Origin of the sequence: Streptomyces sp. NPDC086554 (assembly GCF_040686095.1) — a bacterium.
Classification (GTDB): domain Bacteria; phylum Actinomycetota; class Actinomycetes; order Streptomycetales; family Streptomycetaceae; genus Streptomyces.
Genome location: NZ_JBFBJK010000032.1, coordinates 81682 through 104950 on the forward strand (window position 1 = coordinate 81682; position 23269 = coordinate 104950).

Sequence of the window (23269 nt, forward strand, 5' to 3'; positions counted from 1 at the left end):
AACCGCGGCCCTCACACTCCGCTCACCAGCACCACCTCAAGCCTGCGCGGGCCGTGCACGCCCTCCACCCGGTCCAGTTCGATGTCGCTGGTCGCGGACGGTCCCGAGATCCACGTCAGCGGCCGGGCCGGGTCGAGCCGTTCGAGTGCCAGGGGGACGGAGGCGACGACCTGATCCGGGACCCGTACGACACAGATGTGGTGATCGGGGACGAGCGTGATGCGACGGCGGCCCTGGTCCGGGCCGCCGTCCAGGACGATCGTGCCGGTCTCGGCCACGGCGACCGCGCAGCCGGTGACGACACTGTCGACCTCGTCCAGCTCCCTGGCGGTGTGCGTGGCCAGGTCCTCGACGCGGTCCGGTCCTTCCGCGGGCAGCCAGCCGGGCGGCAGCGCGGGCGGCACGAGCACGCTGCGCGAGCCCCGCTCGGCGAGCAGCCGCCTCAACAGTTCCGGCAGCCGCCCGGCCTCTGCGCGGTGCACGATCGCCCGGTAGTCCGCGAGGTTCTCGGCGAGCAGCTCGACGGTCTGATCCGTCGTCCGATCACCGTGCTCCCGCAGATAGCCGCGCTCGATGGCACTGTCGTGGGAGTACGTCACGCCGTCGGCCAGCGCATCGCCCCGTGCGTCGTCCCGTACGCCGCCCCGTGCGTCGTCCCGTACGTCGGTCAGGGCTCGTCGCACCCGGCCCAGGATCAGGTCCCTGCTGCTCACTTGCCGCTCCTCTTCGACCGGCCGCCGTCCGTCCGCTGCCACCAGTCGCGGAACGGCTCCGCCGGTACCTTCGGCATGTCCCGCGTCGCACTCCACGCCCGGCCGGGGCCCGGGAGCGTGCGCGGATGGAGACGCCGGGTGCGCGAGGCGAGCCGCTGGCCTGCGCGCAGCACCCCCGGGCGGCCGAACGCCCAACCCGCCGCGCGCATCGCCGCCCGCTCCGCAGCATGTCCCCGCGCCGGCCGCAGCGTCACCTTCGTGCCGTTCCTGGTCACTTCGCCGCCCTGGACCACCCGCTCCCGCAGATGGACCAGGACCTCGGGGATGTCGATGGCGACCGGACACACCTCGTAGCAGGCGCCGCAGAGCGACGACGCGTAGGGGAGCGAGGCGTCGATCTCGCTCTGGGTGCCGCGGAGTTGAGGGCTGAGGATCGCACCGATGGGGCCCGGGTAGACCGAGCCGTACGCATGGCCACCGGCCCGTTCGTAGACGGGGCAGACATTGAGGCAGGCCGAACAGCGGATGCAGCGCAGCGCCTGCCGCCCCACCTCGTCGGCAAGGGTGTCGGTGCGGCCGTTGTCGAGCAGCACGAGATGGAAGTCGCGCGGCCCGTCGGCCGCCTCCGCATCCGTCGGCCCGGTCCACATCGAGGTGTACGGGTTCATGCGCTCGGCCGTGGAGGAGCGCGGCAGCGTCTGGAGGAAGACCTCCAGGTCCCGCCACGTCGGCACGACCTTCTCGATGCCGACGACCGAGATCAGCGTCTCGGGGAGGGTGAGACACATCCGGCCGTTGCCCTCCGACTCGACGACGACCAGCGTGCCCGTCTCGGCCACCATGAAGTTCGCCCCGGAGATGCCGACCTTGGCCCGCAGGAACTTCTCGCGCAGATGGAGCCGCGCCGCCTCGGCGAGCTCGGCGGGCGTATCGGTCAGACCGTCCGGCGCGGGGCGGCCCCACTCGCTCATCTCGCGGACGAAGATGTCGCGGATCTCGCCGCGATTGCGATGGATGGCGGGTACGAGGATGTGCGAGGGGCGGTCCTTGCCGAGCTGCACGATGAGCTCGGCGAGATCGGTCTCGTAGGCGCTGATCCCCTCGGCCTCCAGGGCTTCGTTGAGGCCGATCTCCTGCGTGGCCATCGACTTGACCTTCACGACCTCGGTCTCACCGGTTGCCTTGACGAGGTCCGCGACGATCCGGTTGGCCTCGTCCGCGTCCGCCGCCCAGTGCACGGTGCCGCCCGCGGCCGTGACCGACTCCTCCAACTGGACGAGATACCGGTCGAGATGGCGGAGCGTCTCGTCCTTGATGCGCTTGCCGGCCTCGCGCAGCTGTGCCCAGTCGTCGAGCTCCGCGACGGCCTTGGCGCGCTTGTCGCGGATGGTGTGCGTGGCGTGCCGCAGATTGGCGCGCAGGGTTTTGTTCCCGACGGCCTCGCGGGCGGCCTCGGGGAAGGCGGGCATGCCTACGAATGTGCCGCTCATGCCAGAGGCTCCTCTTCCGTGCTCGCCAGGATCTCCGCGATGTGGACCGGACGTACGCCGCTCCTGAGGCGGGTCATCGTCCCGCCGATGTGCATCAGACAGGAGTTGTCGGCCGCGCACAGCACATCGGCACCCGTCGACTCGGCGTTGCGGACCTTGTCCGTGCCCATGGCCGCCGAGACATCGGAGTTCTTCATCGCGAACGTGCCGCCGAACCCACAGCATTCCTCGGCGCCCGGCAGCTCGCGCAGCTCAAGTCCCTTGACCGACCTGAGCAGTCGGGCGGGCCGCTCCCCGAGGCCGAGGGAGCGCAGCCCGTGACAGGTCGGGTGGTACGTCACCGTGTGCGGGTAGTACGCCCCGACGTCCGTCACGCCGAGCACGTCCACCAGGAACTCGGTCAGCTCGTACGTCTTGGGGACCACGGGCGCCAGTGCCGTCGCCAGGCTCTCCCCACGGCCCTCGGCCCGGGCCCGCTCTCCCATACGCGGGTACAACTCGCGGACCATCGCCCCGCACGAACCGGACGGCGTCACGATCGCGTCGTACCCGCCCTCCCCGCCCTCCCCGAAAACATCGGAGAAATGACGGGCGAGTGGCTCCGCCTGGTGCCGATAGCCGGTGTTGTAGTGCGCCTGTCCGCAGCAGGTCTGCGCCATCGGGAAATCGACCTCGACGCCGAGCCTGGTCAGCAGTTTCACCACCGCGCGGCCCGTGTCCGGATACAGCGTGTCGTTGACACACGTCAGGAACAGAGCGACACGCATCGCGGGTTCCTCCTCGTCGATCATCGGATGGATGCAGGGTATGCGCTGAGTCGGCGTTACGGGAGTCGGTGTGCGGCGATGCGTTGAGACGTGATGCGTTGAGACGTGATGCGTCGAGATGCTTCGGCCCAGGCCGACCGGGTCCGGCGGTCGCTCGTCGGCTCATAGCGGGCCAGCGGCTGGGTGCGGGCAAGCAGGGCCCGCATCTCGTGCCGGTCCGCCGTCAGACCGTGCGCCCTCGCCTGCACGAGTACGTTGCCGAACGCGGCGGCCTCCGCCGGTCCCGCCACCACCGGCAGCCCGCAGGCGTCCGCCGTCAGTTGGCAGAGCAGCGCGTTGCGGGCGCCGCCGCCGACTATGTGTACGACGTCCACGGATCTGCCCGTGAGGCGCTGGGCGTCGTCGATGGCCTGGCGGTGGGCCAGCGCCAGGGAGTCGAGTATGCAGCGGGTTGTCTCGGCGGGTGTGGTGGGCGCGGGCCTGCCTGCGGCGGCGCAGGCCTGTGCGATGCGGTGCGGCATGTTGCCCGGCGGCAGGAAAGCTGGGTCGGAGGCGTCCACCAGGTACTGGAGGGCGGGGATTTCGGCGGCTTGGCGCAGCAGCGGTTCGAGGTCGCTCTTCCAGGCGCGCCGGCACTCCTGGAGCAGCCACAGGCCCATGATGTTGCGGAGGTAGCGGACCGTGCCGTCTATGCCCAGCTCGTTGGTGAAGTTGGCCGCGCGGCCGGCTTCCGTCCGGACGGGGGCGTCCAGTTCCAGGCCGGCCAGGGACCACGTGCCCGTGCAGATGTAGGCGAAGTTGTCGGTGGTGGTGGCGGGGACCGCGGCCACCGCCGACGCGGTGTCGTGCGAGGCGACCGTCGTGACCGGGGTGGGCGTGGTGGTGGGGAGGCCGGTCTCTTCGAGAACGTGCGGCAGCAGGTGGCCTGCCGGGTGGCCGGGGTGCCGCAGGGGCGCGAACAGGTCGAGGTTGATGTCGAGGCGTGTTGCGACGTCGTACGACCAGGTCTTGGTGTGCGGGTCCAGGAGTTGGGTGGTGGACGCGTTGGTCAGCTCCGTGCCTTGTTCGCCGGTCAGCCAGTACGTGAGGAGGTCCGGGATGAGGAGGAGGCGTTCGGCGGCGGCGAGTTGGGCGGTGCCTCGGGCGGCGGTCAGTTGGTAGAGGGTGTTGAAGGGGGCGTGCTGGATGCCGGTCGCCGCGTAGAGCTCGGGGGCGGGCACGGTCGCCCACACCGTTTCCGGGGCGGACTCGGTGCGGGTGTCCCGGTAGTGCACCGGGTTGCCCAGGAGCGCGCCGTCCGCGTCCAGAAGTCCGTAGTCGACCGCCCAGCCGTCTATGCCGATGGAGGTGACGGGGCCTGCCGTGCGGAGGCCGTCGATGATGCCGGCGTAGAGGGCGAGGATGTCCCAGTGGAGGGTGTCGGCTGTGCGGACGGGGCGGTTGGGGAAGCGGTGGGCTTCTTTGAGGGTGAGTTCGTTCGGGGTCACCCGGGCTGTCATGACGCGGCCGGTGGAGGCGCCGAGGTCTACAGCGGCGAAGTGGTGAGGGCGGGGGCGTGGGCGCTGGCCGGAGCTGGGGTTGAGGCTGAGGCTGGGCATGAGGGCTCGCAGGGGCTGTAGTTCGGGTGCCTCCCGCCTCGACGCCGGCGGCCACCCCGCCTCCACCCACCCCGCTGCCGGGCAATCGGGTGGGAGAGGCTTGCTCGTGGAGGTGGGGCTGCGGGGCAATCGGGCGGGTGGGTGGGAAAGGTCTGTTCGGTGCGGCCGGGCTGCGGGGTTAGCGGAGGAACGCTGCCGGGATCCCCGCGTCCACGGGTATGTGGAGGCCCGTTGTGTGGGAGAGATCGCCCGCCGTGAGGGCGTAGACCGCGTTGGCCACGTGCTCCGGGAGCACCTCCCGCTTGAGGAGGGTGCGTTGGGCGTAGAACTCACCCAGGTTTTCCTCCGGCACCCCGTAGACCGCTGCGCGCTTCGCGCCCCAGCCGCCCGCGAAGATTCCTGAGCCGCGGACCACACCGTCCGGGTTGATGCCGTTCACCCGGATACCGTCGGGGCCCAACTCGGCTGCCAGCAGGCGTACTTGGTGGGCCTGGTCCGCCTTTGTCGCGGAGTACGCGATGTTGTTGGGGCCCGCGAACACCGCGTTCTTGGAGGCGATGTAGATGATGTCGCCGCCCAACTGCTGGTTTCTCATGATGCGGGCCGCCTCGCGGGAGACCAGGAACGAACCACGGGCCATGATGTCGTGCTGCAGGTCCCAGTCGTGGGTGGTGGTCTCCAGGAGTGGCTTGGAGATGGAGATGCCCGCGTTGTTGACCACCAGGTCGACGCCGCCGAACGCGAGCACAGCGGCCTGGAACGCTGCCGCGATCTGCGCTTCGGATGTCACGTCGGCCGTGACGGCGACCGCCTTGTCGGGGCCGCCCAACTCGGCCGCCACCCGCGTCGCGTTGGCCGCGTCCAGGTCGGCCACCACGACGCAGGCACCCTCCGCCACGAGGCGGTTCGCGATCGCCTTGCCGATGCCGCTGCCCGCGCCGGTCACCAGGGCCACACGGGTGGCCAGCGGCTTGGGCTTCGGCAGTCGTTGGAGCTTGGCCTCCTCCAAGGGCCAGTACTCGATGCGGAACTTCTCCGACTCGGGGATGGGGGCGTACGTCGACACCGCCTCGGCGCCCCGCATCACGTTGATCGCGTTGATGTAGAACTCGGACGCCACGCGGGCCGTCTGCCTGTCCTTGCCGAAGCTGAACATGCCGACACCGGGGACGAGGACGATCGCCGGGTCCGCCCCGCGCATGGCGGGGGAGTCCGGGGCGGCGTGCTGTGCGTAATAGGTCGCGTACTCCTCGCGGTAGGTGGCGTGCAGCTCCTGTAGACGGGTGATCGTCTCGTCCAGTGGGGTGGCCGGCGGGACGTCGAGCAGCAGGGGCCTGATCTTCGTGCGCAGGAAGTGGTCGGGGCAGGAGGTGCCGAGGGCCGCGAGGCGGGGGTGTTCGGCGCTCGACAGGAAGTCGAGGACCACGTCCGCATCCGTGAAGTGGCCGACCTGCGGCTGATCCCGGGAGGCCAGTGCGCGGATGTACGGGGCCAGTTCGGCCGCGCGGCGGTGGCGCTCGGGGGTGGGCAGCGGAGCGAACTCGGCGCGTGCGGGGCCGAACGGGTCGGTCTTGCCGCGCTCGGTGAGGAACTCCTCGGCGCTGCGGATGATGCGCAGCGAATTGCGCTCGCACTCCTCGGCCGTGTCGCCCCAGGCCGTGATGCCGTGGCCGCCCAGGATGCAGCCGATCGAATGGGGGTTCGCGGTCTTTACCTTGGCGATGTCCAAGCCCAGTTGGAAGCCGGGGCGGCGCCAGGGGACCCAGGCCACCGTGTCGCCGAAGCATTCGGCGGTCAGCTTCTCGCCGTCCGCCGAGCAGGCCAGGGCGATGCCCGAATCGGGGTGCAGGTGGTCCACGTGCGCCGCGTCCACCAGAGCGTGCATCGCCGTGTCGATGGACGGTGCCGCGCCGCCCTTGCCGTGCAGGCAGTAGTCGAAGGCCGTGACCATCTCGTCCTCGCGGTCCACCCCCTCGTACCCATCCTTGAGCGCGTGCAGCCGGTCAAGGCGCAGGACCGCGAGGCCCTCCTCGGTGAGGGTGCCGAGGTCGCCGCCCGAGCCCTTGACCCACATCAGTTCGGTCTCCGAGCCCGAAACCGGGTCGAGGGCCGTGCCCTTCGCCGACGCGTTGCCGCCCGCGTAATTCGTGTTGCGCGGGTCGGCGCCCAAGCGGTGCGCGCGGTCCAGGAGTTCCTTGATCTGTGCGTGCTGTGTCATGTCGCTCATGCCCCCCATCCGGCCTGCTCGCCGCCGACCCGGTCCTTGACGATCTGCTCCTGCCAGCCTGACCGGTGATATGCCTCGATGGGATCCGGGTCGAGCCCCGAGTCCTCCCTGACTTCTGCCAGTAGGGGTCGGACGTCGGTGTTGTACGCGTCCATCAGCGCCGCGTTGGCCGCGAGCACGTCGCCGGTCAGCTGGGCCTCGGCCAGCGCGTCGGCGTCCACGAGCAGGGCCTTGGCCGTGGCCTCCTGCACATTCATCACGGAGCGGATGATCGCCGGGATCTTGGCCTCGATGTTGTGGCACTGGTCGAGCATGAACGCGATGTCCCCGGCGAGACCTCCGCCGCGGGCCACCTCGTACATGATCCGGAAGAGCTGGAAGGGGTCCGCGGCGCCCGCCATCAGGTCGTCGTCCGCGTAGAAGCGCGAGTTGAAGTCGAAGCCGCCGAGGCGGCCCTCGCGCAGCAGCGTCGCGACGATGAACTCGATGTTGGTGCCCGGGGCGTGGTGGCCGGTGTCGACGACGACCTGAGCCTTCGGGCCGAGCTTGAGGCAGTGGGCGTACGCCGTGCCCCAGTCGGGGATGTCCGTCGCGTAGAAGGCCGGCTCGAAGAACTTGTACTCGACGAGCATGCGCTGGTCGTCGCCGAGTCTTTCGTACACGGTGTGCAGAGCCTCGGACAGGCGGTCCTGGCGGGTGCGGATGTCGTCCTGGCCCGGGTAGTTGGTGCCGTCGGAGAACCACAGCTTCAGGTCGCGTGAACCCGTCGCGTCCATGATGTCCACGCACTCGAGGAGGTGGCCGACGGCCTTGCGACGCACCGTCGGGTCCGGATTGGTGACCGAACCAAGGCGGTAGTCGTCGTCCTGGAAGACGTTGGAGTTGATCGCGCCGAGGGTCAGGCCCCGCTCGGCCGCGTATGCCGCGAGGGCGGTGTAGTCGTCCACCCGGTCCCAGGGAATGTGCAGGGCCACCCTGGGGGCCACGCCCGTGTGGGCGTGAACCCGGGCGGCGTCGTCGATCTTCTCCCGGGTCGTGCGGGGGACCCCTGGCTGCGCGAAGACCTTGAAGCGCGTGCCGGAGTTGCCGTACGCCCAGGACGGGGTCTCCAGGGACTGGGTGGTGAGTGCCGCTTTCACGGCGTCCTTGCTGGTTCCGGCGGTCATCGCGCAGCCTTCCGAAATCGGTCGAGGTGGGTCAGTTGGAGAATCGGTGTGTGCCGGAGGCCACGGTGAAGACGGCGCAGCCGTCCTCCATCCGCAGGAACTCCGCCGAGCCGTGGGTCACTTGGGCCGCCTTGTCGGCGGGCACCCACACCTCCGCCGTGGTGTTCGCGGGGAGGGTGAGAGTGAGCCGGAATCCCTCGGAGTCCGTCTTCCAGCGGGTGGTCACCGGGCCGTGGAGCGCGTCGAAGCGGCCCTCGGCCTCGGTCACGCCGCCGCCCGGACGCGGACGGACGAGGACCTTGCGGAATCCCGGATCGGCCGGTGCGATGCCCGCGATGTTCGCGTACATCCACTCGCCCACCGAGCCGTAGGCATAGTGGTTGAAGGAGTTCATGCCCGCGTCCTGGAAGCTGTCGTCCGGCTTGATGGAGTCCCAGCGCTCCCACATCGTGGTGGCGCCCTTGTCGATCTGGTAGCCCCAGCTCGGGAAGGAGCGCTGGACAAGCAGCCGGTAGGCGACGTCCGTGTGGCCCGTCGCGGTGAGCACGGGCAGCAGGCGCGGAGTGCCGAGGAAGCCCGTCGACAGGTGCCACTCCTTGGACTTGATGAGTTCCACCAGGCGGGCGGCCGCCGGTGCGCGGTCGGCTTCGGGCAGCAGATCCATGGAGAGAGCCAGGACGTACGCCGTCTGCATGTCGCCCTTCACCCGGCCGCCTGCGGACACATAGGCCGCGCGGAAGGCGTCCCGGACGCTGCGGAACAGCTTCTTGTACGGCGCGGGATCCTTGCCCAGGGTCCCGGCCACCCGCGCGACCAGGTCGGCGCTGTGCGCGAAGTAGGCCGTGCCGATGACGTCCTTGGGAGTCTCGTCCTGGATGTTGAGCCAGTCGCCGTAGCCCTCGGCGGGGCGCAGACAGCCGGTGCTGTGCTTCTCCAGGTAGTCGAGCCACTTCAGCATTGAGGACCAGGACTGCTCCAGGACGCGCTTGTCGCCGTAGGCCTGGTACAGCGCCCACGGGACGGTCACTCCGGCGTCGCCCCAGCCGGCCACGCCCTTGCCGAGCGAGCCGATGTTCGGCGCCACGTCGGTGAACGCTCCGTCGTCGGCCTGCCCGTCGCGCAGGTCGTCGAGCCACTTGGTGAGGAAACGCGCCGACTCCATCGTGTAGGCGGCGGTCGGCGCGAAGACGTTGATGTCGCCGGTCCAGCCGAGCCGCTCGTCGCGCGCGGGCGTGTCGGTGGGGATGGAGAGGAAGTTGCCCCGCTGGCCCCATGTGATGTTGCTGTGCAGCTGGTTGAGCATGGGGACGTTCGTCTTGAAGTCCATCGTGAAGGGCGCCGACGTGTGGATCACGCGGCCCACGATCGCGTCGCGCGGCGGTGTCCCCGGGAAGCCGGTCACTTCTACGTAGCGGAAGCCATGGAAGGTGAAGCGCGGCTCGTAGGTCTCCTTGCCGCCGCCCTTGAGCGTGTAGGTGTCCGTGGCGCGAGCGCTCCGCAGATTGGTGGTGTAGATCGTGCCGTCGGGGTTGAGGACCTCCGCGTGACGCAGCTGGACCTTCGTACCTGCTTTCCCGGAGACGCTGAGGCGGACCGCGCCGACCATGTTCTGGCCGAGGTCGAAGACGAAGACACCGGGCTTCGGTTCGGTCACCTTCCGTACGGAGATTTCGCTCTCCACGCGCGTGTGCCCGTCGATCTGGGCCACGACAGCGGCGTCGACCTTCTCGACGGCGTCGGTCGCGACCCAGTCCGAGTCGTCGAAGCCCGCACGCGTCCAGCCCGCTGTCTCCAGGCGGGCGTCGTAGTCCTCGCCCGACAGAAGGTCGGCGGCGGTCACCGGGCCCGTCGCGGCGCGCCAGTCGGTCCCCGACACGACGCGTTCGGTCGATCCGTCGGTGTACGTGACCTCCAACTGGGCCAGAAATGCCGGTCGTTCGCCGTACTGATGCGGACCGAACATGCCGACATTCCCCGCGTACCAGCCCGCGGCGACCGCCACGCCGAGCGCGTTGGCACCGGACTTGAGCTGCTGGGTCACGTCGTGCGTCTGGTACTGGACCCGCGTGTTGTAGTCGGTCCATCCGGGCGCCAGGCGGTCGTCGCCGACGCGCTCGCCGTTCAGCCAGGCGTCGTAGAGGCCGAGGGCCGTGGAGTAGAGCCGGGCCCGCGCGACGGTCCTGCCCGAGCGGAGACGGAACTCGTGGCGCAGCTGGGCGGCGGGGGAGTGGCTGGGGGCGACCTTCCCCCAAGGGCCCGAGCCCCACGCGGCGAGGACCTTCGCCGCAGGCCAGGAGGCGTCGTCGTATCCGGCGGACTGCCAGTCCCCAGCGGGCTCCTTGTCGGTGGTCTTCCAGGTGCCGTCGGTGGCCAGGACGCGCACGCCGTCGGCGGCCGTCAGCTCGAGCGCGCCGAGCAGACCGGCGGGCCCGGTCGTGGCATTGGTGGCGGAGACGGCGATGGCCGTGGCGCCGGTCTTCAGGTGGGCGGTCACGTCGACGAGTGCGGGGCGGCGCCAGTTGTCGGCGGCACTGTCCGCCTCGGCGTGCGCCACGCGCGTGCCGTTGATGTACGCCGTGCAGCCGTCGTCGGCAGTCATGACCAGCCGCGCGCGGGTGACCCCTTCGGGGACGTCGGCCTTGCCGCGGAACCAACGGGTGGCCGCCGGCGCGCTGCTCGCGGGATCACCCTCGGGGAACCAGATCCACGACGCTCCGTCCAGGGCGGGCGCCCCGATGAGCGAGGCGGGCGCCCCGATCCACCGGGCCGACCAGTCCGACGCCGCGGAGAGCCCGGTCTCCCACCAGGAGGGCTCGCTCCAGTCGGAGGCCTTGCCCGCGGTGTCCCAGACCCGCACCGACCAGTGGTAGCGCGTACGGGCCTTGAGCTCGGGGCCCGCGTAGGGGACCAGGACCGAATCGCCCGATGCCACCTTGCCGCTGTCCCAGACGTCGGGGTCGGCGAGGCGGCCGGGGGAGGTGGCCACCCGCACCTGGTAGGCGCTCTGTGCCTGGCCCTCCTCCTCGGACGCCAGCGGCCAACTCAGCCTGGGGCGCGGCACATCGAGGCCGAGCGGGTGTCTCACGTACTCGACGGTCGGTCGGGTCACGCGTAGGGACCGGCCCCCTGCGGTGGGGGCGGCGTGGGCCGTCGGAACGGCTCCGGCGGTCACCGCCGTTCCCAGGGCGGCCGTGGCGGTGGTGCTGAGCAGTCGTCTTCTGCTGATCACAACTCGACTCCGTAACGACTCGATGATGAATCGTTTCACGGAAGGTGAAGTTAGGGAGGGCGATGTTCCCTGTCAAGGGGTCTTGAGGGGTTTGCCCGCGCCAGGTCGAGCGGCATAAGGAATTTCAAGTCGCGCCCATTGACGCCGTAGTTGGTGCGGGTTTAGCTTCCCTGGAAATTGATTGAAACCTTTCACGCCGGGTGTCCGGCGTGTGACTCCCGGCGTCGACTGCTTGACGTGCCCGGCGCCCCTCCCGAAGCCACATGCCCTTCGTGACCGATCGGTGCTACCTATGAGAGAGCCCCCCGTCCTGGCCGTGCAGGGCCTGAGCAAGTCCTTCGGGGCCGTGCGCGCCCTGCACGACGTCTCCCTTGAGCTGCACGCCGGAGAGGCGCACGCCCTCGCGGGCGAGAACGGCGCCGGGAAATCCACCCTCATCAAGACCCTCGCCGGGGTCCACCGGCCGGACGCGGGAGGGCTTTCGCTCGACGGCTCCCCGGTCGTCTTCCACGGTCCGGGCGACGCCCGGGACGCGGGCGTCGCCGTCATCTACCAGGAGCCGACGCTCTTCCCCGACCTGTCGGTCGCGGAGAACATCTTCATGGGGCGCCAGCCCCGCCGTTCGCTCGGCCGCGTGGACCACAAGGCCGTGCACGCCGCGGCCGAAGCGCTCTTCAAGCGCCTGGCCGTGGACCTCGACCCCGAACAGCCCGCGCGCGGCCTGTCCATCGCCGACCAGCAGATCGTCGAGATCGCCAAGGCGCTCTCCTTCGACGCCCGGGTCCTGATCATGGACGAGCCGACCGCGGCGCTCACCGGCAGCGAGGTGGCCCGTCTCTTCGGGGTCGTCCGCGCCCTGCGCGAACAGGGCGCGGCGGTCCTGTTCATCTCGCACCGCATCGAGGAGATCTTCGATCTGTGCCGGCGCGTCACCACGTTGCGGGACGGCGCCCTGATCGCCAGTGAGCCGCTCGACGGACTGACCGAGGACGATCTCGTACGCCGCATGGTGGGCCGCGACCTCGACGAGCTCTACCCGAAGCAGGACACGGCGGTGGGTGAAGTCGCCCTCAGCGTCCGCCGGCTGACCCGGGAGGGCGTCTTCACCGATGTGTCGTTCGATGTGCGGCGCGGCGAGATCGTCGGCCTCGCCGGGCTCGTCGGCGCCGGGCGCAGCGAGGTCGCGCGGGCCGTGTTCGGCGTCGACCGGTGGGACGCAGGGACCGTCGAGGTGCAGGGGCGGGCGCTGGTGAACGGCGCTCCCAGCACCGCCATGGCGGCCGGGATCGCGCTCGTCCCCGAGGACCGGCGCGCCCAGGGCCTGGTGATGGACATGTCGATCGAGCGCAACATCGGGCTCACCGGACTGCGTACGACGGTGCGCGCGGGCCTCATGGACCGCGGTGCCGAGCGCAGCCGTTCGCTGGACTGGGCGGTGCGTCTTCAAGTGAAGTACGCGCGGATCGCCGACGCGGTGGGCACCCTCTCCGGCGGAAACCAGCAGAAGGTCGTCCTCGCCAAGTGGCTCGCCACCCGGCCCCAGGTGCTCATCGTGGACGAACCGACCCGCGGCATCGACGTCGGCACCAAGGCCGAAGTGCACCGTCTGCTTTCCGAACTCGCTGCCGACGGCGTCGCGGTCCTGATGATCTCCTCCGACCTGCCGGAGATCCTCGGCATGGCCGACCGGGTCCTCGTCATGCACGAAGGGCGGCTCACCGCGGAGATCCCGCGCGCGCAGGCGACCGAGGAGTCCGTGATGGCTGCGGCCACCGGGAGGGCGGCATGAGCGCGACCACACAGAGCCCCGCACCCGCGGTTGACCCGGAGAACGCCGCCGGGACCCGCCTCGTGGACCGCGTCTTCAAGATGCGCGAACTCGCCATCCTCCTCGTCTTCCTGGTGATGATCGGCATCACCCAGGCGGGCAACAGCGAGTTCCTGTCCGAACAGGGCATCAAGGACCTGCTCCTGAACGCGACCATCCTCGTCCTCGTCGCGACGGGACAGGCGTTGGTCGTCATCACCCGCAACGTCGACCTGTCGGTCGGCTCGACGCTCGGGATCAGCGCCTTCGCCGCCGGCAACCACCTCCAGGGCGGCGGCAACCCGACCGTCGCGATCCTCGTTGCCGTCGCGCTCGGTGTCGGCTGCGGCCTGCTCAACGGGGCGCTCGTCAGCCTCGGCCAGCTGCCCGCGCTCGTCGTGACCCTCGGCACGCTCTACGTCATCCGGGGCATCGACTCGATCTGGGTCGGCTCCCGGCAGATCACCGCCGCCGATCTGCCCGGCGGATACATCGACTTCGGCTCCGGCGGGATCTCGGCGGTGCCGTACCTGGCGCTCATCGCGCTCGTCGTCCTGGTCGGCGTCGCCTACTACCTGCGGCACTTCGGCGGCGGGCGCGAGCTGTACGCCCTGGGCTCCAACCCCGAGGCCGCGCGCCTCGCCGGCATCCCGGTGCGCAAGCGGATCCTCGCCGCCTACACGGCCTGCGGGGCGCTGGCCGGACTCGCGGGCGCGCTCTACCTGGCCCGCTTCGGCAACGTCGACTCCGCCACCGGCAACGGCTATGAACTCACGGTTGTCAGCGCCGTCGTGGTCGGCGGTGTCGTCTTCACCGGCGGCTCCGGGAGTGTCTACGGCGCGGCGCTCGGCGCCCTGCTGCTGACCTCCATCAACAGCGTGCTTCCGGCGCTCGGCGTCAGCTCCGTGTGGGTGCTCGCCATCAACGGCGTGCTGCTCGTCCTCGCCATCGCCGTCGACCGGGTCGTCGCCCTGCGTGTCAACAAGGCCCTGAAGAAGAGGGCTGCATCGAACAGAAGGATGGGCCGCCATGGCTGACTCCAACCGGCTCACGCTCACGCGCGCCGTCCGCTGGGACACCGTGGTCGGCGCTCTCCTTGTCGTACTCCTCCTGATGTCGTTCTCCTTTGTCGACGGTTTCGGCAACGCCCTCAACCTGTCGTTCCTCATCGGCAATACGCTGCCCATCGCGCTGATAGCGCTCCCGATGACGCTCCTCGTGGTCTCCGGAGAGATCGATCTTTCGGTGGCCTCAACGGCAGGGCTCTCCGGAGCGGTGATGGGCGCCCTGTGGAACGCGGGCATGGCCATCGAGACGATCATTCCGCTGGTCCTCGTCATCGGAGTCGTCTGCGGACTGATCAACGGTCTCCTGGTGACCCGGCTCGGCCTGCCCTCGCTCGCCGTCACCATCGGCACGATGGCCGCCTACCGGGGCATCGCACAGATCGTGCTCGGCTCGGACGCCGTCACCGACTTCCCCGCGCAGTACCTGGACTTCGCGGCCGGACGCGTCGGCGAGACGTTCCTGCCGTACGCCTTCCTGCCCTTCGTCGCGCTCCTCGCGATCGCCGTGGTCGTCCTGCACGCCACCCCCTTCGGACGCTCCCTGTTCGCGATCGGCGCCAATGAGGAGGCGGCGCGCTTCGCCGGGGTGCGCGTCAAACGGCACAAGCTGTGGCTGTTCGTCGCCACGGGTTTCATGGCCGCCCTCACCGGCGTCTTCTGGGCGCTGCACTACGCGAGCGCCCGCTACGACAACGCCACCGGGCTCGAACTGTCCGTCGTCGCCGCCGTGCTGCTCGGCGGCATCGACTTCGACGGCGGCAAGGGAACCCTCGGCGGCGCGATCGCCGGAGTCTTCCTGCTCGGCGCGCTGCAGAACGCGATGAGCCTGCTCAACGTCTCCGCACAGTCGCAGATCGTCGTCACCGGCGTCCTGCTCGTCGTCTCGGTGCTCGGGCCCCGCGTGGCCCGGCAGATCGCCGTCGCCAGGGCCGGCCGCCGCGCCACCGCCCCCGCCCGCTGACCCCTCGTACCGTCGATCAGTCCGAAAGGGACCAACGATGCTCTCTCCCCGCCGAAATCACCGCCGAAATCCCCGCCCAACTCCCCTCCGCTCTCCCCGCCGATCCGCCCTCACCCGCGCGTGCGTGACCCTCGCCGCGGTCACCTCGCTCGCCCTCACCGCCACCGCCTGCGGGGGCACCACCAAGGAGTCGTCGAAGAACGACGACGCGGCCAAGGCCTCGGACGCGAAAGCCGATCCGAACGCGGCCACCAAGAAGGGCCTCACCGTCGCGTTCCTGCCCAAGCAGGTCAACAACCCGTACTTCACGGTCGCCGACAAGGGCGGCGAGAAGGCGCTCGAGGAACTGGGATCGACGTACAAGGAGACGGGGCCCAACAGCGCGACCGACACGAGCGGGCAGGTCAGTTACGTCAACACGCTCACCCAGCAGCAGGTCGACGCCATGGCCGTCTCCGCGCAGGACCCCGGCGCCCTGTGCACCGCCCTCAAGCAGGCCATGAAGAACGGCATCAAGGTTGTGACCTACGACTCGGACACCAACGCCGGCTGCCGTGACGTGTTCGTCTCGCAGGCCAGTGCCGAGGCGCTCGGCCGCAGCCAGGTGCAGCTGCTCGGCAAGCAGCTCGGCTACAAGGGCGACATCGCGATCCTCTCCGCCGCCCAGACCGCGACGAACCAGAACACCTGGATCGGCTTCATGAAGGACGAGCTGAAGAAGCCCAAGTACAAGAACATGAAGCTGGTCAAGACGGCCTACGGCAACGACGACGCCCAGCAGTCCTTCCAGCAGACCCAGGGCCTGCTCCAGGAGCACCCGAAGCTGGCGGGGATCATCTCCCCGACGACGGTCGGCATCAAGGCCGCCGCCCAGTACCTCTCGGGGTCGAAGTACAAGGGCAAGGTGCTCCTCACCGGCCTCGGCACCCCCAATGACATGCGCAAGTACGTGAAGAACGGCACCGTAGAAGGCTTCGAACTGTGGGACCCCGCCAAACTGGGCGCGCTCGCCGCGCACACCGCCGTGGCCCTGAAGTCCGGCCAGATCACCGGCAAGCAGGGCGAGTCGTTCAAGGCGGGCGACCTCGGCAGCTTCACCATCGGTGACAAGGGAGTGGTCGATCTCGGCGAACCGACCGTCTTCGACAAGAAGAACATCGACCAGTACAAATTCTGAGGGGATCGCACGAGGCGGTGCACAAGGCACCGCACGAGCAAGGGAACAAGGGGACGCATGGTCGGCATCAAAGACGTGGCGAAGCATGCCGGGGTGTCGGTGGGCACCGTGTCGAACGTGATCAACCGCCCGGACATGGTCTCCGAAGAGACCCGTCACCGGGTGCAGTCCGTCATCGACCGGCTCGGCTACGTCCGCAGCGAGTCCGCGCGGCAGCTGCGCGCGGGCCGGAGCCGCATCATGGCGCTGCTCGTGCTCGACATGGGAAACCCCTTCTTCGTGGACGTCGCGCGCGGTGCCGAGCGGGCCGCGCGCGACGCAGGGCTCCGCGTGATGATGTGCAACAGCGGACAGAGCCCCTCCGAAGAGGCCGAGTATCTGGCGCTCTTCGCCGAGCAGCGGGTGCGCGGCGTCCTGCTGACCCCGGCGGATGCCACGGGACGGAACATCGAAGCGTTTCGGCGGCACGCCATCCCCTTCGTCCTCGTCGACCGGGTCGCCGATGGCGCCACCGAGTGTTCCGTCTCGGTGGACGACGTACAGGGCGGGGCGCTAGCGGTGCGCCATCTCCTCGACACCGGGCACCGCAGCGTCGCGTACGTGAGCGGTCCCGCGGGGCTCAACCAGGTCAAGGACCGCCGGGAGGGGGCGCTGCAGGCGCTCGCCGAGGCGGGCCTGCCGGCGTCGGCGCTGCGGGAACTGCCCACCGAGCGCCTCGACGTGGCGGCGGGACGCGACGCGGGCGCCCGGCTCCTCGGGCTCGCTGAGCGGCCGACCGCCGTCTTCTGCGCCAACGACCTGCTGGCCCTCGGAGTGCTCCAGGCGATGTACGCCGCCGGGGTGCGCGTCCCCGAGGACATCGCCATCGTCGGCTACGACGACATCGAGTTCGCGGCCGCGGCGGTCGTCCCGCTCACTTCGGTGCGCCAGCCCGCCGTCACGATGGGCACCATGGCCGCGGAACTCCTCCTGGAGGAGACCGAGTCGGATGCCCCTCAGCGGCATGAGCACCGGCGCGTGGTGCTCCAGCCCGAACTCGTGGTGCGGCGCTCCAGCTTGGCGCCGCGCTGACTGCTCTGGCTTGGCGCCGCGCTGACTGCTTCGGCTTGGCGCCGCGCTGACTGCTGTGGCTTGGCGCCGCGCTCACCGCTCAGGCTTGGCGCCGCGCTGACTGCTGTGGCTTGGCGCCGCGCTCACCGCTCAGGCTTGGCGCCGCGCTCACCGCTCAGGCCTGGCGCCGCGCTGGCCGCTTCGGCCTGGCGCCGCGCTCACCGCTCCGGCCTGGTGCCCTGCTGACCGCTCTGACCTGGTGCCCCCGCTGACCGATCCGGCCTGGCACCCCGCTGATCGCGTGATCGCGCCAGCCCGTTGCCCCGCTGATCGCTCCCGACGCGGGTGTGCTCAACTGTTACGAAGCACCCCGTGTCACGAAGCACCCCGTTCCACGCGTCGCCCAGGAGCCCCTCTTGACCGCCAGCGCCCCCTACCGTCAGCCCGGCGTCGTCCTCACCGACCACCGCTTCTCCCTGCCGCTCGACCACGACGACCCGGCGGGCGAGCACATCGAGGTCTACGCTCGGGAGGCTGTGGCGAGCGCCCACGCGGGCGGGAAACTGCCGTGGCTGGTGTATCTGCAGGGCGGTCCCGGATGCGGCGCCAACCGCTTCGTGGGCAAGGAGGCCTGGCTCGGCCGGGCCCTGCGGGACTACCGGGTGCTGCTCCTCGACCAGCGCGGCACGGGTAGCTCCACGCCGGCCAACCGCCAGACGCTCCCGCTGCGCGGCGGCCCCCGCGAGCAGGCGGACTACCTCGCCCACTTCCGCGCCGACTCCATCGTCCGGGACTGCGAACTGATCCGGCGCGAGCTCACCGGCGGTGCCCCCTGGACCGTCCTAGGCCAGAGCTTCGGCGGCTTCTGCACCACCCACTACCTCTCGGCCGCCCCCGATGGCCTGGACACCGCGATCATCACCGGTGGCCTGCCGACGCTCGACGGGCACGCCGACGACGTCTACCGCGCGGCCTATCCGCGCATGGAGCGCAAGACCGCGGCCCACTACGCCCGCTACCCCCAGGACATCGAACGCGTCCGCCGCATCGCGGCCCACGTCGCGGAGCACGAGCCGGTGCTGCCCGGCGGCTACCGCCTCACCGTCGAGGCATTCCAGTCCCTCGGCATGCTGCTCGGCACGGGCGACGGCAGCCACCGTCTGCACCACCTGGTGGAAGACGCCTTCGTACGGACGCCGTCCGGGCTCGCGCTCTCCGACGCGTTCCAGGAATCCGTGCAGGCCGCCCTCTCGCTCCGGAGCAACCCGCTCTTCGCGCTCATGCACGAGACGATCTACGGGCAGGGCGGTCGGCCCACCGACTGGTCCGCGCAGCGGGTGCGCGGCGAGTTCCCGCAGTTCGACCCGGCCAAGGCGGTCAACGGGGACGCTCCGCTGCTCTTCACCGGGGAGGCCATCCAGCGCTGGCAGTTCGACTGCGACCCGGCCCTGAAGCCGCTGCGCGAAACCGCGGAGCTCCTTGCCGCACGTACCGACTGGGCGCCTCTGTACGACGCTTCACGCCTCGCCGCCAACGAGGTTCCGGCGGCCGCCGCGATCTACCACGACGACATGTACGTCGACACCGAGCACTCCCTGCGCACCGCCCGCGCCATCCGCGGCCTGCGCACCTGGGTCACCGACGAGTACGAGCACGACGGGCTGCGGGTGGGCTCACCGCGCGTACTCGACCGGCTGCTCGCGCTGGCCCGCGGCGAGGTCTGAGCCCCTCCTGCGAGGCCGCCACGCAGAGCTAGGCTGCGGCCATGACAGAGCCGTTGAACGACCAGCTCACCCCCATGCCCGAAGACTGGCAGCGCGCACTCGCCGTCGTCGCCCACCCCGACGACCTGGAGTACGGCTGCTCGGCGGCGATCGCCGGATGGACCGACGGCGGGCGCGAGGTCGCCTACCTCCTCGCCAGCCGCGGAGAGGCCGGCATCGACACGCTCGAGCCCGCCACCTGTGGGCCGCTGCGGGAGCGGGAGCAGCGGGCCAGCGCCGCCGTGGTCGGCGTGTCGACCGTGGAGTTCCTCGACCACAAGGACGGAGTGATCGAGTACGGGACCGCGCTGCGCCGCGACATCGCCGCCGCGATCCGCAGGCACCGGCCCGAGCTGGTCATCACGCTCAACCACCGCGACACCTGGGGCGGCGTCGCCTGGAACACCCCCGACCACGTCGCCGTCGGCCGCGCCACCCTGGACGCCGCGTCGGACGCCGGCAACCGCTGGATCTTTCCCGAGCTGATAGAGGAGGACGGCCTCGAACCCTGGAACGGCGTGCGCTGGGTCGCCGTCGCCGGTTCCTCGTCACCCACGCACGCGGCCGACGTGACAGCGGGACTCGAGCGCTCAGTGCTGTCTCTCCTCGAACACCGCACCTACATCGAGGTGTTGACGCAGGAGGACCCGGAGAAGTACTGCCGCGAATTCCTCACCGGCAACGCAGAGCGGACGGCCGCGCGCTTCGGCGGGAAGCCCGCGGTGCCCTTCGAGGTCTTCAGCCGCTGAGCACCCGCAGGTACGCTGCGTTCCTGACGGCATGTCAGAAATGTGGGTGCGGAGGCTGATCCTGATGATCGACACCATCGGCACGGACATTCCGGAGGGCGAGGAACGCCTGCGCCTGGAAGTCGAGGACGGGCTCGGCATCCTCACCCTCTGCCATCCGGCCAAGCTGAACGCGTGGAGCTGGGAGTCCACCCGCCAGCTCGGCATCTTCGCCGACCGGATCCGCTTCGACGACTCGATCAGGGTGGTGCTGCTGCGCGCGGAGGGGCGGGCGTTCTGCGCGGGGATCGATGTCACCTCGCTCAACGGGTTCGGTGCGATCGACGGCCGCTCGGGGTCCGAGCGCACCCGCAACTACTACGAGGGGCTGCGCTGGGTCCACGAGCGCTTCCGTACGTTCGCCCGGCTGCCGCAGCCCGTGGTCGCCGCCGTGCAGGGCTACTGCCTGGGCTTCGGCTTCGAGCTCGCGCTGATGGCGGACGTCCGGGTCGCCGCCGACGACGCGGTGTTCGCGCTGCCGGAGGCGCAGATCGGTGTCGCGGTCGACGCGGGCGGCGATCTGCGGATCGCCCGGGACGCGGGCGCCGGCTGGGCCAAGCTGCTCTCGCTCACCGGGCGCCGTATCGACGCGGCCACGGCCGAGCGGCTCCGGCTCGTCCAACTCGTCGTGCCGGGCGATGAGTTGACCAAGGCAGCTCGTGAGGTGGCGGCGGAGATCGCGGCGAACGCCCCGCTGGCTGTGCAGGGCATCAAGCGGGGGATCGACGCGTACGCCGACGCGGGGATGGAGGCCGCGCTCGACCGCGTGGCGATGAACGCGGCGATCACCCTCACGTCGGAGGACTCGCGTGCGGGGTACGCGGCGAAGGGGGAGCGGCGGGCGGCGGTGTTCGATGGGAAGTAGCACCATAACCGGCGGCGGCTATGGTGGCGGGGGAATCGAACATCGGCCGTGGCGGTATGGGCACGGTCTGGCGTGCCGAGGACGAGGTGCTCGGCCGCCAGGTCGCCCTGAAGCGACTGCACACGCAGCCGCACCTGTTCGGTGACGGGCTCGCCACGCTCTACGAGCGCACGCGCCGTGAGGCGCGCAGCGCCGCCCGCATCACGCATCCCAACGTGATCGTCGTCCACGACGTCGTGGACGACGACGGGCGGCCCTGCATCGTCATGGAGTACGTCCCGGCGCCGGCGCTCGGTGAGCTCCTCAAAGGCGGTCGTACCGTCCCGCCCGAAGAGGCGGCCCGCGTCGGCCTGGGGGTGGTCGCCGCCCTGCGGGCCGCGCACGCCGCCGAGGTGCAGCACCGCGACGTCAAGCCCGGCAACGTCCTGCTCGGTCCGGGGGACCGGGTGGTGCTCACGGACTTCGGCATCGCGATGACGGCCGGGACGTCGACGCGGACCAAGACCGGCGAGATGGTCGGCTCCATCGACTACATGGCGCCGGAACGGATACGCGGGCTGAAGCCCGGGACGGCTTCGGACCTGTGGGCCCTGGGTGCGACCCTGTACCAGGCGGTGGAGGGGCGGCTGCCGTTCCGCTGTCACACCCCGATGGAGACCGCGTACGCCATCGCCACCGACCCGCCGGCGCCCATGAAGCAGGCGGGGCCGCTGGAACCGCTCATCGAGGCCCTCCTGTCCAAGGAGCCCGACGCGCGGCCGTCGGCGGAGCGGACGGAACAGGCCCTGCGGGAGGCGCGGGCCGGGAGACCGACGGTGGCGCTGTCAACGGCGCCGGCGGTCGGCTCGTCCGCCGGCCAGACTCTCGGCGGCCAAGAAACCGCCGGCCAGGATGGCGCGGGCCCGGCACCGCAGGCGCCCTCCCGGGCCACCGGCGGCCGAGGGCAGGGGCGGCCTCGCAAGCGCCTGGGCCTCGCATAGGTGGCCGTCGCCGTGGCCGCGGCAGCCATCGTCGTCGCGGGCGTGCTCTATGCGACGTCGCACCGCGGCACGGACGCACCCGAGGCCCAGAAGAGCCACCGCTCTGCCGAGCCGTCCTACACGCCCTCACCCGTGCCCCAGGGCTTTCACCTGGTCAGGGAGAAGAAGCTCGGCATCTCCTTCCCCGTTCCGGACGGCTGGAAGGCCGCCAAGCGGACGGCTGAAACGGTCACCTACACCGACCCGTCGCAGCTGGCCGAAATCACCATCGGCATCGTGGACCCGGCGGGCCCGAACCCCATGCCGCACTTCAAGGACATCGAGGCGAACACGAAGGAGAACTACTCCCCGTACCGCAGGCTGCGCGCCATTGATTTCGGCTTCGGCAAGGAAGGCGGCCGCGAGTACGACCTCTACCTCTCGGCACCGGAGGCGAAGTGGGACGCCTACCGCCCTGTCTTCAACAAGGTCAGGGACGGGTTCAGCACGGTCGGCTCCTGATACCCCTGGACGGCCGGACTCACCCCTCGAAAGGTCCCCGCCCCAGCTGCTCGCGCACCGTCGCCACCTCCGGGCTCACCAGGCCCCGTCGCTGCCAGTTCGCCCCGTCGACCACCAGCGTGTGCCCGGTGATGAAGCGGGCGTAGGGCGAGGCGAGGAAGGTCGCGGCCCAGCCCAGTTCGCGTGGCGCGCCCACGCGGAGCGCGGGCTGCCGGGCGGCCTTGTCCCGGGCCCGGTCGAGGCTGCCGCGGATGTCCGCGGTCATGTCGTCGTGCGGCATCAGGCCCGGCACCAGGCCATTGACCTGGATCCCGTACGGCCCCCACTCCACCGCCAGGGTCTCGACGAGGCTCTTCACGCCCGCTTTCGCCGCCGCGCTGTGCGCGAAACCGGGGCCGCCCGTCCAGGCGTACGACGCCCCGATGCTGATGACCGAGCCGGCGGTGCCCGCCGCGAGATGGCGGCGGCCGAACTCGCGCGTCATCAAGAACGTCCCGGTCAGCGTGATGTCCACGACCGATCGCCACGCGTTCGGGGACATGTCCTCGGCGGGCACGGGGAAGTTCGCGGCCGCGTTGTTGACCAGGACGTCCGGCAGTCCGTACGCCTCGTGCGCCGCGTCGAAGACTTCGGCGACGCGATCCGGATCGCGGATGTCGCACGGCACGGCCGTCACCCGCCCGCCCAGCTCGGCGAGCTCGTCCCGTGCCGCCTTCAGCCGTTCCTCCCTGCGGCTCGCGATGACCAGATCCGCCCCCAGCCGCGCGAATTCCGCAGCGATCGCCTTGCCGAGCCCGGTCCCGCCACCGGTGACCAGGACGACCGTTCCGTCGTACGTGCCGGGCGGCAGCGCGCTCGCGCCCGGCGGGGGAGGTGGGGGCAGGCCGGGCAGTGCCCTGCCCGGCCCGTCGGGTGCCACGGCCTCGTCGTCGTTCATGCGCGCGTCCCTTCCGTTCCGTCGTGCGCGCATCGATACCGCGTACGGGGTGAAAGCTCCATGCCCGTAGGGGAATCGGGGCGGTGCTTAGGGCCTGTCCGATGGGTCCTGCCGGGGTCGCGGGCCCTGGCACGCACATCTGCGGCGTTGTCGTCGGTTGCCAACGCTCCGCGTTGTCGCCCT

16 protein-coding genes and 1 pseudogene are annotated in these 23269 nt (G+C 70.5%); 9 read left to right on the top strand and 8 right to left on the bottom strand.

The genetic code is table 11. The features are described 5' to 3' along the window. Positions 1-11 precede the first annotated feature (11 nt). From AB0O76_RS37635 to AB0O76_RS37665, 7 genes are all read right to left on the bottom strand, one after another. Complete coding sequence (locus AB0O76_RS37635; RefSeq protein ID WP_365501117.1) at positions 12-713, bottom strand: LUD domain-containing protein; 702 nt, start codon at positions 711-713, stop codon at positions 12-14. Next, positions 710-2203, bottom strand: a complete 1494-nt coding sequence (locus AB0O76_RS37640; RefSeq protein WP_365501119.1) for a LutB/LldF family L-lactate oxidation iron-sulfur protein — start codon at positions 2201-2203, stop codon at positions 710-712. The genes AB0O76_RS37635 and AB0O76_RS37640 overlap by 4 nt, the downstream gene beginning before the upstream one ends. Continuing rightward, entirely contained in the window at positions 2200-2970 is a 771-nt protein-coding gene (locus AB0O76_RS37645) for a (Fe-S)-binding protein (RefSeq protein WP_365501121.1), read from the bottom strand. The genes AB0O76_RS37640 and AB0O76_RS37645 overlap by 4 nt, the downstream gene beginning before the upstream one ends. A 56-nt stretch (positions 2971-3026) precedes the next feature. Then, on the bottom strand, positions 3027-4469 hold the full coding sequence (locus tag AB0O76_RS37650) for a rhamnulokinase family protein (RefSeq protein ID WP_365501123.1): 1443 nt from the start codon (positions 4467-4469) through the stop codon (positions 3027-3029). A 277-nt stretch (positions 4470-4746) separates the two neighbouring features. Continuing rightward, positions 4747-6786: a bifunctional aldolase/short-chain dehydrogenase gene (locus AB0O76_RS37655; RefSeq protein ID WP_365501159.1), complete on the bottom strand. Its 2040-nt coding sequence runs from the start codon at positions 6784-6786 to the stop codon at positions 4747-4749. A gap of 5 nt (positions 6787-6791) precedes the next feature. After that, positions 6792-7961: an L-rhamnose isomerase gene (rhaI, locus tag AB0O76_RS37660; protein ID WP_365501125.1), complete on the bottom strand. Its 1170-nt coding sequence runs from the start codon at positions 7959-7961 to the stop codon at positions 6792-6794. A 31-nt stretch (positions 7962-7992) separates the two neighbouring features. Further along, a complete protein-coding gene (locus tag AB0O76_RS37665) occupies positions 7993-11190 on the bottom strand; it encodes an alpha-L-rhamnosidase (protein ID WP_365501127.1) in 3198 nt (1065 codons plus the stop codon). Between the two features lie 292 nt (positions 11191-11482). Between AB0O76_RS37665 and AB0O76_RS37670 the strand changes: the two genes are divergently transcribed. The 9 genes and pseudogenes from AB0O76_RS37670 (at position 11483) to AB0O76_RS37710 (ending at position 22149) form a co-directional block, all read left to right on the top strand. Next, positions 11483-12979 carry a sugar ABC transporter ATP-binding protein gene (locus AB0O76_RS37670; protein WP_365501129.1) on the top strand — a complete coding sequence of 499 codons (1497 nt, stop codon included), beginning with the start codon at positions 11483-11485 and terminating at the stop codon, positions 12977-12979. Beyond that, positions 12976-14034, top strand: a complete 1059-nt coding sequence (locus tag AB0O76_RS37675; RefSeq protein WP_365501131.1) for an ABC transporter permease — start codon at positions 12976-12978, stop codon at positions 14032-14034. Before AB0O76_RS37670 ends, AB0O76_RS37675 begins: the two co-directional genes overlap by 4 nt. After that, positions 14027-15025 (top strand): ABC transporter permease, encoded by a 999-nt coding sequence (locus tag AB0O76_RS37680; protein WP_365501133.1) that lies wholly within the window; start codon positions 14027-14029, stop codon positions 15023-15025. Before AB0O76_RS37675 ends, AB0O76_RS37680 begins: the two co-directional genes overlap by 8 nt. A 37-nt stretch (positions 15026-15062) precedes the next feature. Continuing rightward, entirely contained in the window at positions 15063-16202 is a 1140-nt protein-coding gene (gene rhaS / locus AB0O76_RS37685; RefSeq protein WP_365501135.1) for a rhamnose ABC transporter substrate-binding protein, read from the top strand. 57 nt (positions 16203-16259) lie between these two features. Beyond that, positions 16260-17273 (top strand): LacI family DNA-binding transcriptional regulator, encoded by a 1014-nt coding sequence (locus AB0O76_RS37690; protein WP_365501137.1) that lies wholly within the window; start codon positions 16260-16262, stop codon positions 17271-17273. 395 nt (positions 17274-17668) lie between these two features. Then, complete coding sequence (locus AB0O76_RS37695; RefSeq protein ID WP_365501139.1) at positions 17669-18976, top strand: alpha/beta fold hydrolase; 1308 nt, start codon at positions 17669-17671, stop codon at positions 18974-18976. Positions 18977-19017: 41 nt separating this feature from the next. Then, positions 19018-19764 carry a PIG-L family deacetylase gene (locus AB0O76_RS37700; protein ID WP_365501141.1) on the top strand — a complete coding sequence of 249 codons (747 nt, stop codon included), beginning with the start codon at positions 19018-19020 and terminating at the stop codon, positions 19762-19764. Positions 19765-19795: 31 nt separating this feature from the next. After that, the gene (locus AB0O76_RS37705; RefSeq protein ID WP_365501143.1) at positions 19796-20668 is read left to right on the top strand and encodes an enoyl-CoA hydratase/isomerase family protein; all 873 of its coding nucleotides are present in this window, start codon (positions 19796-19798) and stop codon (positions 20666-20668) included. A 20-nt stretch (positions 20669-20688) separates the two neighbouring features. Then, positions 20689-22149: pseudogene (locus AB0O76_RS37710) on the top strand (protein kinase). Positions 22150-22168: 19 nt separating this feature from the next. On the opposite strand, the gene AB0O76_RS37715 reads toward AB0O76_RS37710, so the two are convergent. Then, positions 22169-23086 (bottom strand): SDR family oxidoreductase, encoded by a 918-nt coding sequence (locus tag AB0O76_RS37715; RefSeq protein ID WP_365501145.1) that lies wholly within the window; start codon positions 23084-23086, stop codon positions 22169-22171. Positions 23087-23269 lie beyond the last annotated feature (183 nt).

Coding starts and splice junctions, on each gene's coding strand:
- AB0O76_RS37640 (WP_365501119.1), bottom strand. CDS start 2,203: ATGAGCGGCACATTCGTAGGCATGCCCGCCTTCCCCGAGGCCGCCCGC.
- rhaI (WP_365501125.1), bottom strand. CDS start 7,961: ATGACCGCCGGAACCAGCAAGGACGCCGTGAAAGCGGCACTCACCACC.
- AB0O76_RS37680 (WP_365501133.1), top strand. CDS start 14,027: ATGGCTGACTCCAACCGGCTCACGCTCACGCGCGCCGTCCGCTGGGAC.
- AB0O76_RS37705 (WP_365501143.1), top strand. CDS start 19,796: ATGTCAGAAATGTGGGTGCGGAGGCTGATCCTGATGATCGACACCATC.
- AB0O76_RS37670 (WP_365501129.1), top strand. CDS start 11,483: ATGAGAGAGCCCCCCGTCCTGGCCGTGCAGGGCCTGAGCAAGTCCTTC.
- AB0O76_RS37675 (WP_365501131.1), top strand. CDS start 12,976: ATGAGCGCGACCACACAGAGCCCCGCACCCGCGGTTGACCCGGAGAAC.
- AB0O76_RS37645 (WP_365501121.1), bottom strand. CDS start 2,970: ATGCGTGTCGCTCTGTTCCTGACGTGTGTCAACGACACGCTGTATCCG.
- AB0O76_RS37700 (WP_365501141.1), top strand. CDS start 19,018: ATGACAGAGCCGTTGAACGACCAGCTCACCCCCATGCCCGAAGACTGG.
- AB0O76_RS37655 (WP_365501159.1), bottom strand. CDS start 6,786: ATGACACAGCACGCACAGATCAAGGAACTCCTGGACCGCGCGCACCGC.
- rhaS (WP_365501135.1), top strand. CDS start 15,063: ATGCTCTCTCCCCGCCGAAATCACCGCCGAAATCCCCGCCCAACTCCC.
- AB0O76_RS37715 (WP_365501145.1), bottom strand. CDS start 23,086: ATGAACGACGACGAGGCCGTGGCACCCGACGGGCCGGGCAGGGCACTG.
- AB0O76_RS37690 (WP_365501137.1), top strand. CDS start 16,260: ATGGTCGGCATCAAAGACGTGGCGAAGCATGCCGGGGTGTCGGTGGGC.
- AB0O76_RS37650 (WP_365501123.1), bottom strand. CDS start 4,469: ATGACAGCCCGGGTGACCCCGAACGAACTCACCCTCAAAGAAGCCCAC.